This window comes from Nonomuraea sp. NPDC049625, assembly GCF_040675285.1.
Classification (GTDB): domain Bacteria; phylum Actinomycetota; class Actinomycetes; order Streptosporangiales; family Streptosporangiaceae; genus Nonomuraea; species Nonomuraea angiospora_A.
Genome location: NZ_JBFAOQ010000002.1, coordinates 1 through 16,094, shown reverse-complemented (window position 1 = coordinate 16,094; position 16,094 = coordinate 1). Strand labels below are relative to the sequence as shown.

Here is a 16,094-nt window from a genome sequence, read left to right as displayed (position 1 = left end):
ACGCGCTCAGCGTGGCTGCAGGTCTCAGAGACTCAGAATAACTTGCCCTTGTTTCTGAGAGCGTCCGGAGGTACGAAGTCGAGCAGATCGTCTTCGCTTTGATAGCCACCGAAGGGTAATTCTACCACCTCGTATGGGACTTCTTTAATTCCGGCACGTCGAGCTGCCGCCAACCTGTGGTGACCATCCACCACATATTTCTTCCCGTGCAGGGTGACCACTTTGATGGGATCCTGTGTATAACCATTGACACGCATTTCCTCTATGAGCGAAAGCACCCATTTGGAGGATGATTTCCCGCTGATAGAATGCGTTCTTTCGAATTCGCTGGGAGCGTCGATCCCACATGGACCGGCGTTGTGGACCAGAACCGAGACCGCCCCAAGGTTCACATAGTAGGTGTGGAGGTCGGCAACAGTCATGTTGTGAACTCGCTGGACAGCGGTCCAATGCTGTACTGCTGCGACCTGAACGTGCGTACCGGCGGAGGTTCGCACCCACATGCCTGGCTTGAGGTCGCCGGCGTTCATCCACCTCCGGAGCTTGGGCACCCAGAACGGGTGATGATCGGTGGCGATTACACTGCCGCCGGCGTTGCCCTTTTCGCCGTCAGTGTCGATGCTGATCTGGACGAGATTCTTGTCACCCTTGCTAGTCATGATGGCCGTGACGGGTTCTGCTCTGGTCTCCCCGGTTTCAGGGTCAGTGGCAAGAACCTCATCCCCGACCTTGATATCCTCGATCGGCTTACGCGTGCCATCGGCCATAAGAACTTCTGTACCGGGAACGAAGCTATTGCAGGGGATTCCCTTGCGGCCGGGATAACCACCTCCCTTGCGACCGAGGACCCATCCATGCATTGGCCCTTCGACTACGCCGTCGACAGGCGAGACGCCACCTTCCTCTGTCCTCTTGTCTACCTCCTTCGCTGCGTCGCAGAGATATGTGACACTGCCATTGCAGTACATGTTCTCGTTGAAACCGCCTTGCGGTTTCGTTATCTTCTCCAGCGTCTTGACAGTCTTATCGACCGCCTCTCTAATCGCGAACCGCGCTAGCATGCGCTCGTGGCCGGAACGATTCTCATCGATGGCCTTTTTCTGATCCTTCTTAGACTTGCTGCCGAATTTCGGATCGTGCCAGGGCCGCGGTTCGTGGCCGTCGATTTCGATGTTGTTGATGGGGTTGCCGCCAGTGAAGGCGTAGCGGTTGGCGGTCCAGGGGTCGAGGCCGAGGGAGAGGTCGTCGAGGGCGTCGTTGTAGTTGTCGAGGTTGAGGAAGCGGTTGAGGTTGGGGTTGTAGTCGCGGAACCCCATGTCGTACATGCCGGTGGAGTTGTCCCAGCGCTTGGCGTTGAAGCGGTAGGGGTTGTACTCCTCCTTGGCGGTGGGGTCGACGGGGTCGGGTTTGTCGACGCCGGTGAAGAGTTTGTCGTCGTTCTTGCCGTAGGCGGTGTAGCCGTAGGTGGCCCGGGTGTCACCCGTCTCTGAGGTGATCTGCTCGACGTCGGTGTGCGGGTTGTAGCCGTAGTAGGACGACTCCTCCGACCCATCGCCGTTGACCTTCACCTGGGACAGGCGCTCTCCCCACGGTGAGTATTGGAAGGACTTGGTGAGTTTGCCGGCCACCTCTTCGTCCAGGACCTCGCCTGAGAGGCCGAGGTAGGAGTAGGTGGTGGTTTTGGCTGAGGCGGTGCCTTCCTTTTCGGTCTTGCTGGTGGTGCGGTCGAGCGGGTCGTAGGTGTAGCTGGTGACGGTGTTGGTGGTGCCGTCGGTGCCGAGTTTCTCGTGGCGGGTGACGTGGTCGAAGCCGTCGTAGGTGTACTTCTCCCAGGTTTTGCCGCCGCCCTGGATGGTGCGCAGCCGTCCGTAGGGGTCGTAGGTGTAGGTCGAGGTTTGGCCGCCGGTGACGGAGGTCATCAGGCGGTTGCGGTCGTAGGTGAAGGTGGTCTTCTTGCCGAGGACCTCTTCTTCCCAGACGTTGCTGTTGGGGTCGTGGGAGTAGGTCTCGGTCTCGACCGTGCCGCCGCCGACCGGGGTCTTGACGGTTTTGGTGATGCGGTCGCGGGGGTCGTAGGTGTAGGCGTAGTCGTGTTCGAGGTAGGCGCCGGGGTTGTCGGCGTTCTGGATCTTGGCGTGGTCGCTGGCGCGCTGCAGGTTGCCCTGGTAGCCGATGGTGTGCTCGGCCACGACGGTGGCGTTGGGCTTCTTCTCGATGGACTGGCGTAGGACGCCTGAGAGGAAGTAGTCGTAGGTGACGGTGTTGCCGTTGGCCTTGGTCTCGGTGAAGCGTTCGGCGCGGGGGGTGTAGGTGTAGCGGGTGGTCTTCGGTGCGGGGTCGGTGGCCGACTTCTTGTTGACCACCTGGTCGACCAGGTCACGGATGTCGTAGCCGTAGGTGGCGACGGTCTTGTCGTGGGTGCGTGTGGTGACGGCGCTGTTTTCGTTGTAGCGGTAGGTGGTGGTGTTCTTCAGCGTGCCCTTGATCGACTCCTTGATGGTGTCGATCTGGTTGAGGTTGGTGTAGGAGATGTCCCACAGGTCGATCTTCGCGGTCGGGGACTTGTCCTCGATCGTGGTGAGGTTGGCGTTAGGGTCGTAGGTGTAGGTGAAGTCCTTCTTCTCGCTGTCGGTCTCGCCGCTGTTGTCGCGCACCAGCTTGACCGCATCAGCCGCTACCGTGCCGTTGGCCTCGTCGGTGAGGGTGACGCTGTGCGTGGTACCAGCGGTGAAGCTGTAGGAGCCGAGTTCCACCCAGGTGCCGGGGTTCTTGGTCTGGTCGAGGGTGACGCTCGCCTCGCCGCCCTGGTGCTTGACCTTGTACTTGGCGTTGGTGGCCGTGGCACCCGTCGGGTACCGGACTTGGACCTTGTAGGTGCCGTCGGTCGGGGTGGTGAGGTTCCAAGTGAAGGCGGACTGGCCGGTGCCCGCGGGGGCGGTGGCGTAGTCGTAGCCGACGAACCCGGTGGCCGGCTCGGCCTGGGGGCCGACGATGTTCGAGGCCGAGCTGCCGCCGGTGCCGAGGGTCCAGGTGCCGGTGGTGGCGGTCTGGCCGGTGTCGGAGTTGTCGGACAGGACGACGTCGAGGCCGAGGGGGACGCCGTCGTCGGAGTGGGTCTTGAGTTTGCCGTCGGGGTAGTACGACCAGTCCAAAGCCCGCTGCGACGAACCTCCCGCGCTGGTGACGGTGCGGTTGGTCTGCAGGCCGAGCTCGTTGTAGTCGTAGGTGGTCTTGATGTCCCACGGGTCGGTGGTGGTCTTGGACCAGCCGTTGTCCCAGTAGGTCATCGTGGCGTCGTTGCGGATGCTCTGCCCGTGCGAGGGCGGGTGGGAGATCTTCTGCAGGCGGGAGACCGCGTCGTAGGTGTAGATGACCTTGTCGGCCGTGTTGTAGACCGGGTCGTCCTTGTCGTAGGGGTAGATCTCCTCAGCAGGGCGGTTGAGCTTGTCGTAGGTGGTTTCGGCGATGAAGTCGTCGGGGTCGTCGGTGGTCTCGACGCCGCGTGGGGTGATGACCTTGGTGCGGTTGCCGACCTGGTCGTATTCGAACTGGGTGATGACGTGCTTGAGGGCGTCGCCGGTGCCGGAGTGCGGCACCTTGGTCTCGGTGACGTCGCCGCGCTCGTTGTAACCGGTGATCGTCTTGTTGTTGTCCTGGTCGGTCTGGCTTACGACCCGGCCGTCCAGGTCGTACTCAGTGCCCGTTTCGAACCCGGCCGCGTCCTTGACGGTCTTGACGCGGTGGTTGCGGTCGTAGGTGGAGAACGCCGCGTAGTCGCCGGCGTCGGCGGTGGCGTTCTTGCGTGGGTCGATGACCTTGATGACGTTGCCGACGTCGTCGTACTCGTAGGTGAGCTTGTTCTGCCGACCGCCATTGGCGACCTCGGTGGCAGTGACGCCGATCAGCTGGTAGATGTCGTCGTATGCGTACGTGGTGGTGAACTGGGCCGGGTCCGCGCCGGGCAGGTTGCCCTTGGGCTCGGTCTGGTTCTTCAGATTGCCGGCCAGGTCCCACGTGAAGGTGGCCTTGCGTACCGGCCCCTCGTCGCTGTCCTTGGGCAGGAACGAGTCGGTCAGCTGGTCGGCATCATCGTAGACGGCGGTGGCGACGGCGCCGTTGGGAGCGGTGGTCGTGGTGATGTTGTCGTTGGCGTCGTATTCCGGCGCCGGGGTGACGATGAACACCGGTGGAGAGGCGTCCTGGTCCTTGGGGACCTTGGACTCCAACGGCCGTTTGAAGATGTCGTAGGTCTGGCTGGTGGTCTTGCCGAGTGCGTCGGTGACCGACCGCACGTTGCCGCGCACGTCGTATTCGGTGACGGTGCTGTGCTCGTACGCGTCGGTGATCTTCTGCGGGTAGCCCGTCGGGTGGTAGTCGGTGTACGCGGTGGTGTTGCCCTTGGCGTCGACTGACGTGGCCAGCTGGCCGAAGGGGTCGTAGGTGTAGGTGGTGGTGTAGTCGTCAGGATCGGCCGTTAAGACGCCGAGCGGATCGGTGACCGTCTTCAGGTTGCCGTTGCCGTCGTAGCCAAATTCCCACGTGTAGTGTTTGGCGCCGTCGCCGGAGGCCAGGGTGTTGCCGTTCGGGCTGGTCTTGAAGCGCAGGTCGGCGACGAAACCCTTGAAGTTTTCCGGGCCCTCGTAGGTCAGGGTGGTGGGGGCGGTGACGTTCTCGTTGGCCTCGGCGTCGGTGATCTTCAGCGGGTAGCCGGTCTTCGGGTCGTACTCCCACGTCGTAACGGCATATTCCGTCTTGCCGTCGTCCTTGCCCTTCTCGATCAGCGTGGTGACGTTGTGGTCGTCGTCCCACTCCAGATCGGTGATCTCGTCATTTGCGTTGGTGATCAGATCCGGGCGGCCGTACTTGTCCAGCACGTACTTGGTGGCCTTGTTCGTGCCTTGCTGGAGCGGGTCGGTGACGGTGGCGTTGATGACTGCGCCCTGCGGGCCGTCCGGGTCGACGTAGTCGAACTTGGTGACTCCGTCGAGCCGGTCGGTGAGGGTCTGGATCTTCCACAGATCTTCCGGGTCTTCCGTCGCGTCGTAGTAGTCCAGCTTGGTGCTGTTGCCGCGCGGGTCTTTGACGGCCACGAGCTTGACGTTCTTGTTGCCCTGGGTGGCGTCGTAGGTGAAGGCGAACGTCTTTGCTTGCTCGTCGCCGGCGCCGTCGACCATCTTGGCCATCAGGCCCTTGTCGGTGTAGGTGAAGGTCACCTTCCGGCCGGCGATGTCGGTGATCGACTCGACGTTGTCGATGATGTGCGGGTTGGTCAGCTTGGTGTCGTTGACAGGCTGGCCGGCGTCGTTGATGTAGGTGTAGTCCTGGCCCTTGGCGTAGTAGTCGAAGGTCAGGGTGCGGCGCCCGGCCGCGTCGGTGATGTACTGCAGGAACTTGGTCGGCTTGTTGTTGGAGCGGCGACGTTCGTAGGTGAACGACATGGTGTTGCCGTTCTTGTCGACGATCGCCGACTGGAAGCCCTCGTCGTCGAAGAAGAACTGGGTGCGGTCGGGCTTGGTGAACACCCACTGCCGCAGCGGGTCGGCCGAGCCGGTCTTCTGCAGGTACAGATGCACGCCGCGTGGGTGCTTGTACTCGCAGTTGGAGGTGCAGGTGGGCGGGTCGCGCAGCCACACGTGGGTGGTGCCGTCCCCGTCGGTCAGCCGCACCTGCTCGGGCCAGGGCTGGCCGGGCGGGTGGAGGTGTAGTTGCGAGCCGAGGCGCTGCAGGGTGGAGGTCTGCAGCGACCAGCCGTAGCCCATCGACGATGCGCTGGTGTCCAGGCTGTTGTAGGTCATCCGGACGAACGTCTGCGCGCCGCGGGAGGGGTTGGTGAAGGCGTTGTAGTTCCACACCACGTTGCCTGCGTACGGGTTGACCAGCGCGGTGCTGCCGGCGCCGGTGTTCTTGCCGGTGTAGGCGTAGAACTTTTCCAACCCGAGCAGGTCGCTGGTCGGGGACTCCAGGCGAATCTGCTGCGGCAGTTGCGGCAATTGGTGGCTGGCGGACTTCCAGCTGTTGGTAGTGGTGTCATGCACGTCCCACACCAGCGAGGCGGCGTCCGCCAGGTTGCCCGACGCCAGCGTGGGGGCCTTGACCTGGGCCTGAACGGTGACCGTGTCACGTGGCTCCAGCGCCGCCTCCAGCGGGGTGAACAGCTGGGTGTCGCCGGTCACGTCCGTGCCGTCCGGCAGTTTCCAGAAGTAGCCCAGCCGGGTGGAGCCGGCCGGCCAGGTCTCGCTGGTGGTGTTGGTGATCGTGACGTCGACCGTCTGCTGCTCGCCGCCGGCCATCCGGGACGGGGTGCGGGGGGCGCTGTAGGTCAGCGTCGGGTCGTAGTAGAGGACGTGCAGCCAGGGCCGTACCTCCGGCTCGGCCGCCTCGGAGGAGGTGAAGGAGTCGCCGTCGCCGCTGGTCGGGCAGGCCTTGGACGACTCGCTGTCGGCGCGCAGCAGCAGGCCGTGGTTGGTGGACGGGTCGCTGATCCAGCGCTGCACCAGCGCGTCGAACCCGCGCGGCGCCCACCAGCTGGAGAAGTCGGGGTCGGTGGGGGAGGTGAAGAAGCCCTGCCCCACTGAGGCGGTCTCGTGATCGCCGCCCGCCTTCGTCCAGGGCACGCCGGGTGCGGCCTGCTGCCAGGAGGCGGTGGCCTCGTCGAAGGAGCGGGTCAGCGGGTAGAAGTGGTAGCTCGGCTCGAGGCCGCGGTGGGCGACCTGGAAGATCCGCAGGTTCGCCATGACCTCCTTGATGCCTGCCGGGATGATGGAGGTGTCGAACTTCAGCAGCGCCCTGGTGGTGCCGAAGGCGGTGCCGCCGAATCCGGCCGACAGGTTCGCGCGCTCGCCCAGCTTGTCGTGCCCGACGCTGGGCTGGCAGCTGGTCAGCGTGGTGTCGGCGCTGGGCGGGATGGTGGCCGCGGTGATGCCCGCGTTGGGCAGCTCCACGATCAACGGCCCCGACGTCGAGGCCTGCCCGGCCGAACGCACCGCGACCACCTGGTAGGCCACCTTCGTGTTCGGCGTGGCCGAGGTGTCCACGTACGTGGTCGCCTTGCTGTCCAGCGGCGCCACCAGCGTGGCCGGGGACGGGGTGAAGGAGAGGTCCTGGCTGCGGTGTATTTGGTACTCGGTGACCTCACCGGGCCCGTCATAGGGCTTCCAGGCCAGCTCCGCGCCGGTGGCGTGTACCACCAGCGGCCGTCCGAGCTGCACCGACGGGGTCCCGTAGGTGAGGGTCAGCTTGGGCATCGGGTTCTCCGGGAAACCCTTGGCCCATTCGCCCTCCGCGTACTGCGGACCGCCCGCCGCCACCGTCTCGTTGACCGCCTTGACCATCACGCCGTGGTTCGGCGTCGTCCCGGCCAGCCAGGCGCGGGCCAGGTCGGTGACGGTGTAGGTGTGCCAGAGGTTGGCTTCGGCGGCCTGGAAGGTCGCGGTGGCGGCGACCTCGCCCATCGCGGTGTTGATCGAGTTCCAGGTCACCGTGCTGGGGTCCCACGGCTGGGTCACCCGCCGAGCCTCCAGCGCCACCGATCCCGTCGAGCCGGCCAGCGTCTGGTCGTAGTACAGCCCCATCTCGGCCTTGTCGATCGTCGTCCCCTCGGGGACCAGCCCCGCCAGATCGAACCGCACCAGCCCGCGATACACGCTCGTCCCCGAACGGCCCACGCTCAGCCGCAGGTCGACGTCGTAGTTCGTGGTCGGCGAGGTGGAGACGATCATCGCGTCGCTGGAGGTTGACCAGTCCGGCGCGATCACGACGGTCGGGTCGATGGTCACCGGCCAGGACCGCTCGGGAGCGGCCAGCCAGCCCGCGTCGGGGGTGACCGTCAAGGTCGACTGCTCACCCAGCGTCTGGGTGACGGCGGCAGAGAAGCGCTTGCCGTACGGCGAGGCCGCGTCGTCGGCCGTATCGATCATGTACGGCTTCGGGATCGTGAACACCGCTCCCTTGCCGGACGGCGGCACGAAACCGATCGACCCGTCCGGGTTCGCCTTGGCCTGCAGCCCGCCGGACATGCTGACGGTGAACTGGTACGACGGGGTGCCCTGCGGGGCGCGGGCGAGCACGATGCCCTCCTTCACCCCGGACGCGGTCACCTCGTACACCAGGTCCGCGCCCTCACCGAACGCGCCCCGGTAGATGACCTTCGCTCCGTCCACCTCCGGCTTGATCGTCCGCGGCTCGCCCGGCAGCCCGAAGGTCACCTGCGCCTCGCCGAGCCCGACCCGCACCAGCCGGTCACTGCGCTCGCCGAACCGGGCGACGTACCCGGTCCGCTCGGCCGCCAGCGTGAACCCGTCCTCGGCCTGCTCCCGCACCCGGGTGTCCACCGGCTGCCACGTGCCGGACTCGTCCCGCACGTGCTGGCGCACCGCCGAGATCTCCACCTGGCGGCGGCCGTCCTCCAGCTCGAAGGTCTTACTCACCGCGGTGCGTTGCCCGGTCAGTTCCTTGACCCGCTTGCCCGGCTCCTTGACCGGATCCAGCTTCAGCTGCGCCGGTGTGCCGTCTCGCCCCGGCAGCGTGATCGGCGCCTGCGCCGGGCGTATCTCCCCCTTCGGCTCCTCGGCGAACCAGCCGGCCACCTGTCCGGCCAGCCAGCTCGACTGGGCGGTCAGCCAGCTCGACGCGCGCGCCAGCAGCCCGGGCTCGGCTGGTCCGCTTTGCGCTGCGGCGGGCGGTGCCGAAGCGAGCGAGGCCACCAGTGCGAGGGCGGTGATGATGACGACGTACCGGCGTAACCGTGCGTGACGTTTAGGCCCGGGTCGTTGGGCCGATTGCGGTCGTGGGACGGGTAATTGCGACACGGGCACACTCCACAAGGCATGTGGCCCCGAGGGGCCGCGGATAAGGAGGATCTAAAGATCCCTTGAGGCAAAACATCCGCATCACGCCACAAATCGGCACATTCGGTCAAGAACCACAGAAAGTGACCCATCCAAAGAGTCGAACACACTGTTGAATGGTCTGCGAGGGCCCGTCGGGCTGCGAAGATCCGCCCCAAGATGGGGTTCCAGCCAACCCTCAGAAGGCGTAACGGAGAGTGAAAGGTCCAGGTCGCTGAAACCGCTCCGCGGAGTACCTGGGAGTCAACTCCCAGCGAACTCACAGCAACTGACTCAGTCCGTAAACCTTCCTCGAAAACGCCCTCGACGTGTGGAAACGCACGTCGAGCAGGTACGCGGCGACAAATCTTTGCCCGCCGCCCTTGACCGCAGTCACCATCCATGTCTAGATCGATAAGGTTTGCCGTTGCCCGCCCTCGCCTCCGGGAGGACATCCATGTCGTCGACCAGAACGCGTCCACGGTGACGACCCGGCCCCACCAAGTCACCACCGAACGGCGGCGCACACGCGGGCAGGCGATCAGGACCGCCACCGTCCTGGCCGGCCTCCTCCACCTCGTCGCGGCCGCCCTCCTGATGGGCATCCCTGCCAGCTCCCCCACCTTCGACGAAGTGCCGACCCCGGAAAGCAACGCCACCAGCCCACCCCCAGCCGCCCTTTCCGCCCGCCCCAACGCCACACCGGCAAAAGCCACCTCGGCCCCATCCCGGATCATCGCCTCCGCCATTGCTCCGACCAGCCGCCCGCGCCCGACCCCCACTGCGCACCGAAACCGCACCACTCCACCCGCTGCCGCCGCCCAGGCAACGCCCCCACGGCACCACCCCCATACTCCAGCCGCGCTGCCGGACGTCCCCAAGCCGTCGAAACCCAACAGCGCCAACAGCCGGCCCACCGAGACCGGCACGCAGCAGGCGTCGCTGAGCGCACCTCCCGAGACCAGCCCTTCGCACACCCCACCCGGCCAAGGCGGACAACCACCGGGCCAAGAGAAGAAATCAGCACAACTACCTGTAGACGACCAGCCCTCCCAGGAACTGCACACCCCACCCGGCCAAGCGCGCAAAGCGCCATCGCCATAGTGCGGCCACAGCAACCCTGGACAAGCATCCGTGGCGAGGTGTCGCAGCCGTTGCCCCTGATCCCCTTCACACGGCTTCCGGCCGAGCACTGGGTGCTGCGCCTGCCGAAACTCCATCCATGCAGTTCAAGCGGCATGCGAGTACTCGTTGAGGACTCCACCGAGCCGGTCTCGTCGTATGTTCAAGCCGGCGATTCGCTCTGGATCGATGATCGGATCCGGGACGGTACGCAGCGGGGCCGCCTGGGCCAGGGCTTGATGGGCTCGGTGCCAGTTGTAGAACCGTTCGTACTCGCGCAGGGCGTGCCGCAGGTGGCGTTCGATCCACAGCAGGCAGCGATCGAGAAGCTCACGGCGACACGATTGCACCCACCGCTCCTGACCGCGTTCATCCGCGGCATCCGGATACCGGTGAGCACGGTCTGGATGCCGGCCCCGGCGAGGATTTCCTCCATCCGGGCGGGGAACTTCCCATCCCGGTCACGGATCAGATAGCGCGCCTGGCAGCCCGCGTCGTCCAAATCCATCATGAGATTCTTCATCGCCTGGAGCACCAAGCTCGCGGTCGGGTGGGCGGTGGTGCCCAACACACGGACGTGCCGGCTGGCGTGCTCGATGACGGCCGGGATGTACCGACGTTGTCCATTGAGCGTGTCGTGTACCGCTTCGAAATTCGTACACGTGGTCTGAACTGGTGTTTCTTCGGGTCGGCTAGGCTGCTCGGTGGTACTCGTTGATCGCTCCGCTGAGCACCTTTCGGCGCTGAATCCGGCCCTCCAGCGGCACCACAACTTGCTCGTCTTGATCGGGTGGGCGTTGTTGGCGGGACTGGTGCGGGCGGTGCGCGTTGTAGTGCTCGGCGTACTCCTCCAGGACCGATCGGAGGTGGCCTTCGTCGTAGATCAGCATCCGGTCGGTGCATTCGGCCCGGACGGTGCGCACCCAGCGCTCGGCATAGCAGTTGGCTCGGGGCGTCTGCGGCGGCGTCTTCGTTACCGTGACGCCCTCGCCGGTGAAGACCTCATCGAAGACGGCGGTGAGCTTGGCATCTCGATCGCGGATGAGGAACCGAAACGAGCCGGCCCTCCAGTCGCGGTTCATGAGCAGGTTGCGGGCTTGCTGGGCCGTCCACGCGCCGTGGGGTTGGCGGTCACGCCCAGGATGTGAACGCGCCGCGTCGCCACCTCCATCACGTACAGGGCGTTTCAAGAAAATCGTGTCAACGTGGAAGAAGTCGCAGGCGAGCAGCCCTTTCGCTTGCAGGCGTAGAAACGTCCGCCAGGAGGTGTCCAGGCTTCGGGGAGACGGACGGTGTCGGCGCGAACGCAGGATCCGTCGCACGGTCGCTGCACTGACCTGCAAGCCGAGGCCAACCAGTTCACCGTGTACCCGCCGATACCCCCACCTCGGGTTCTCCCGTGCCAGGCGGAGGACCAGATCCCGGACCTCCTTGCTCGTTTCGGGACGACCAGGGCGATGGGAACAGGTCCACGAGCGTTTAATCAAACGGCGATGCCATGCCAACAAGGTGCCCGGGGTGACCAGCCGATGCGCCCGCAGCGCCGCAGGTAGGAAGCGGGCCAAGGCCGCCAGGAGCGCCCGATCGGCCCAGTCCGGCTTCGGACGGGCGAGCTGACGCTTCAACACGGCCACCTCATGGCGGAGCACCATGATCTCGACGTCCTTGGACGCCTGACCACGTCCCAGCAACACCAGCCAGCCGAACACCCGAACCATGATCAGATACAGCAGACGAACCGACACAAGCCGCGATCTTGCCCGTACCGCTGCTGAAGGTCAAAACCGCAGATCAAGCACCCTGCGATGCGTTATGAAGCGGTACAGGCACCTCTCTGTCGAACTTGACGTCAAGATACCGACCAAGTTAGATCCTATTTTCTCGTACTGATGAACGATTGGATGGAACGTGTCCTTACGATTGAGCCAGCGGCTCCTCGCCTGCGCCGCTGCCGTCGTGACTGCGGCCGCCATGCTCATAGCGCATGCCTCCGGTGCCACAGCCGCCGACTCCATGATTGACCTCGGAGTCGACAGCGACTACATGTACGGCTCCGATGTCGTAGCCGGTAACGACAGGGTCTACGCATCGATCAACGACCGGATCGTCGCGGCGGACTCCAGTGGCGTCCTCACCGGGGCCATTACCGGACTTGCAGACGCCGACGGCCTGGCCGCGACGCCCGACGGCACCCGCCTGTACGCAGCGCTGAGGCTCTCGAACGAAGTCGCCGAAATCGATACCGGCTCCTTCTCCATCACGCGGCGGTTCGATCTGGCCGCGTACCCCTGCCCGCGGCGCCTGGCCTGGTCCGGCGGCCGCCTGTACGTCGGCTACGGTTGTACATCGTGGAATGCCGGTCTCCTCGGCCTCGACACGACGGCGGCACAGCCGGAGCCCGCTCCGATCATCCCGCGGCTGCACAGTTTTCCCGTACCCGCCGCCGCAGGGTCGACGCTCGTCGTCAGCGCCGATAACGAGACCCTCGTCTACGACACCTCCGGCGCCGAGGTCACCCTTCGCGGCAAGCTCGGCGAACCCTCGTCCATCTTGTCCAGCCAGGCTGACATCACCCTCACGTCGGACGGCTCGACCGCGCTGACCTTGCAGGGCTCTTCCAACACGTACACCGCCTGGGACACGACCAGCCTAACCGTCGTCCGCGGCTACGGCACGGGAGGCTCCGGACGTGCCATGGCGGTCAGCCCGGACGGCACTTCGGTCATGGGCGCCCAATACTTCAACGGCGTCAGCAGCGTCAACGTGTTCGACACCGCGACGGGCGAGAACACCTTCACCTACGCGGACTCCGACGTGGAGGTGTTCGCGGGCGCCCTGACCAGCATCGGTAAGGTCGCCTTCGCCTTGGTGAAGGACGCCTCCGACCGTGTCCACCTGTGGCGGGTGCCAGATGTCGGCCTCCCGGCATCCACGCTCACGCTGACCGCCCCGTACACGGTGGACGCGGTCGCACCGCTCACGCTGACAGGCCAACTCACTCTGGCCGACGGATCGGCGCCCGGCGAGCAGCGGGTCACGGTAGCCCGCCGCCTGGAATCACTGGACGGGAACGGCCCCCGCGAACCCGTCGCCGAGGTGACGACCGCTGCCGACGGGACCTTCACCCTCACCGACGCACTGCCAACCGCCGGCGACTTCAGATACGAGGCGGTCTGGGACGGCACTGCGGAGCACCGGTGGACCAGAGCGTACAGATACGTCACCGCGGCCAAGGTCAAATCTTCGATCAGCCTGGACGCTCCGAGCTCGGCGACCCTCTTCGAACCGCTGACCTTGACTGGCCGGCTCATCCTGGCGAACGGAAAGCCCCCAGGCGAGCAGCACCTCACAGTAACTCGTAACAGTCCGAACGGCACGCGCCTGACCCTGTCCACGGTGACCGCCGAGGACGGCGCCTTCACTGTCACCGACACCCCGCCGACCGCCGAAAGGCACTCCTACCAAGTGTCCTGGTCCGGCAACGCCACCTACGAACTGAGCTATACAACGCGAAGCGTGCTGGTGGCCAAGGCCCCGACGGTCCTCACCCTCACCGGCTCCAAGTCGTCGGTCGTCGACCGGAGTCTCGAGTTCAGCGGAGCGCTGACCGGCCTCAACCTGGATTGGCCACGCATTGCGATGATCCTGGAACGCACCCTCACCAACCGCAACGGCACCGTCACCACCAGGTTGGCAACCATACGGCCGGCCCCGCCCGACGGATCTTTCGCCTTCGCCGATACCCCCCAGGTGGGCGGTGACTACACCTATACCGTCCGGTGGACCGGAAACACCACGCACTTGCCCGCTCAGGTGAGCCACACGGTCACGGTGAACGGCCCCGTCGACTAGCTCGTGATGGGGTGTGCGGGCGACCGCACACCCCATCACCACCAGACCGGGGATGTGGGGTGCAAAACCCGGATGCGACCTCTGGCCTGCGGTTATCCGCCCCGTCTATGCGGCCCGCCGGTACTGGTTGATCAGGCCGTCGAGTACCTGCCGGCGTTGCAGGCGGACCTGATCGAGATCGCTTGGTGGGGCCGAGGCACGTGGTGGTTGAGGCGGTCGACGGTCTCGTGAGCGATGGGGACGGTATCGGCTGTAATGCCGCTCGTATGTCTGCAAAACTCGGCGAAGATGACCTTCACCATAGACCAGCAGGCGATCGGTGCATTCCCTTCGAACCGTGCCGACCCAACGCTCGGCTATCGCGTTGGCTCGCGGCGCACGAACGGGCGTCATGATGATGCGAGCACCGAGTGAGGTGAACACCTCGTCAAAGACTGCGGTGAATTTTGCGTCGCGGTCGCGGTCGCGAATGAGGAATGTGATCCCCTCGGCCCGCTCCCCCAGGTTCACGACCAGGTTGCGGGCCTGCTGAGCGGCCCAGGTTCCGGTCGGATGCGTCGTGACGCCCGCGACGTGAACTACGCGGGTGGCGTGCTCGATGACGAACAGAACGTAGAGCCGCTTGAGAAAGATGGGGTCGACGTGGAACAGCTCACACGCCCAGATGCCCTTGGCCTGCGCTTTGAGGAACTGACTCCAACTCGGTCCGGTGCGACGTGGCGCGGAAGCGAGTCCGGCTCTTTTGAGGATGTCGCGCACGGTGCTGGGCGGTATCCGAAGGCCGGCTCCAGCCAGTTCACCGCTGATGCGCTGATAACCCCACGAGGGATTCTCCAGGGCCAGGCGCAACACCGCCTCCCGCACGTCCGCGCGGGTAGAGGGACGGCCCGGGCGCTTGGACCGGTAGGTCCACCGGCGCATCACCAGGGCACGATGCCAGCGCAGCAACGTCGCGGAAGTGACGAAAAAGACATCCCACGACGAGCGAGGAAGCAACCGCGACAAGGCCGCGAGCCCGACTCGACCCCCCAGATGGAGATCGGGCCGGTTCACTCGACGACGCAATACGGCAACCTGGTGGCGAAGCACCACGATCTCAGCCGCCTTGGCCCGATCACCGCGACCCAGCAGGACCAGGAGCTGAAAGACACGCCCGAGGATGAGGTAGAGCGAGGACCACAACACCGTCAGCAGGATGCCCGAGGCCTCATCATGCTCGAGCCACGAAACCCCACGTCAACCTCGGCGGCTGAGTTTCCGCACCCCACACGGAGCACCGTGATCTCGACGCCCATAGACGCCTGACCACGACCGAGTAGCACAAGCCAGCCGAACACCCGAATCACGATTATATACAGCATACGAATAGCTTCGCCTGCTGGGATTACCTCACTTCCGCTCCCCTCTCGCGATCCACGCCTTCATAATGTCAGCAGCGAGCCAGTGACCACTATCCTCGGCTTCGGAAAGTATCGACTTACCCTCGATAATCCGCAGCGGGTCGGCGCCTCTCGCAAGGAGGTAAGCAGTTATATCAGCACGCGAAGGCTCTCCCGTTTGAACATGACCGTCCCACTCGATATCAATCGCGTGCCTGAGTAGTGTCCAGCCGTTATGACATCCCTGTTCATCTTCCACATCGTGACCCGCGTCGAGCAGATCGCGCAGTCGGGGAAGGTCCTCGAATTCCACGGCGAGGTGGGCTGGCGAGTCTGTCACTTCTAACTCCTGCGGATGGATTTTCCTGTGGGGCTCATAAACATGATGCGGTGTCTGACCTGCGGGTTCTTGATGGCTTCAGCTGGCGCCATGGTACTCGTTGATGAGGCGCCGAGGATGGTTCGACGGTGGACTCGGTGACTGGCTAGGTCGATGGGGGTTGGCGGGCCGGTTTCGGCTTGAGATGGGGACACCTGTCCGAGGCCACGGTGCGGTCGGGCCGTGTTGTAGTGCTCCAGGTATCGGGTGAGGATTCGGCGCAGGTCTTGCTCATTCAGGACGAGCGTTCGGTCGAGGAGTTCACGACGCAGGGTGCCAATGACCCTCTCGCAGTGTGCATTCGCTTTCGGCGCTTGCGGAGGACTCTTCAGGACGTGCAAGCCGGAATCGGCAAACACCCTGTCGAAGGCATCGGTGAACTGCCCTGCACGGTCGCGGATCAGAAACTTCATGTTCGTCGTATCGGTGCCCATGAGGAAGTGAGCAATGCTTGAGATCTGTGGATCACTGGGAAGGGGTGTACCGTCCCGGTGATCATGTGAATCCACAAGCATGACCGACGCGCCAACGTCGGCC

The 16,094-nt window shown here is 64.8% G+C and carries 6 protein-coding genes; 1 reads left to right on the top strand and 5 read right to left on the bottom strand.

Annotation, left to right across the window (positions count from 1 at the left end):
* Positions 1-32 precede the first annotated feature (32 nt).
* From AB0J87_RS07370 to AB0J87_RS07360, 3 genes are all read right to left on the bottom strand, one after another.
* Positions 33-8,702, bottom strand: coding sequence for a DNRLRE domain-containing protein (locus AB0J87_RS07370; protein ID WP_363963148.1), 8,670 nt, complete (start codon positions 8,700-8,702; stop codon positions 33-35).
* Positions 8,703-10,110: 1,408 nt separating this feature from the next.
* Positions 10,111-10,515 carry a hypothetical protein gene (locus AB0J87_RS07365; protein ID WP_363963146.1) on the bottom strand — a complete coding sequence of 135 codons (405 nt, stop codon included), beginning with the start codon at positions 10,513-10,515 and terminating at the stop codon, positions 10,111-10,113.
* Positions 10,516-10,639: 124 nt separating this feature from the next.
* Entirely contained in the window at positions 10,640-11,692 is a 1,053-nt protein-coding gene (locus AB0J87_RS07360; RefSeq protein WP_363963144.1) for an integrase core domain-containing protein, read from the bottom strand.
* Between the two features lie 163 nt (positions 11,693-11,855).
* On the opposite strand from AB0J87_RS07360, the gene AB0J87_RS07355 reads away from it, so the two are divergent.
* Entirely contained in the window at positions 11,856-13,799 is a 1,944-nt protein-coding gene (locus tag AB0J87_RS07355; RefSeq protein ID WP_363963142.1) for a hypothetical protein, read from the top strand.
* A 105-nt stretch (positions 13,800-13,904) separates the two neighbouring features.
* Here the strand turns inward: AB0J87_RS07355 and AB0J87_RS07350 are convergent, their stop codons facing one another.
* Together AB0J87_RS07350 and AB0J87_RS07345 are read right to left on the bottom strand one after the other, a co-directional pair.
* Positions 13,905-14,984 (bottom strand): integrase core domain-containing protein, encoded by a 1,080-nt coding sequence (locus AB0J87_RS07350; protein ID WP_363963140.1) that lies wholly within the window; start codon positions 14,982-14,984, stop codon positions 13,905-13,907.
* Between the two features lie 536 nt (positions 14,985-15,520).
* On the bottom strand, positions 15,521-16,094 hold a 574-nt coding region (locus AB0J87_RS07345; protein ID WP_363963136.1), incomplete at its 5' end, for a transposase.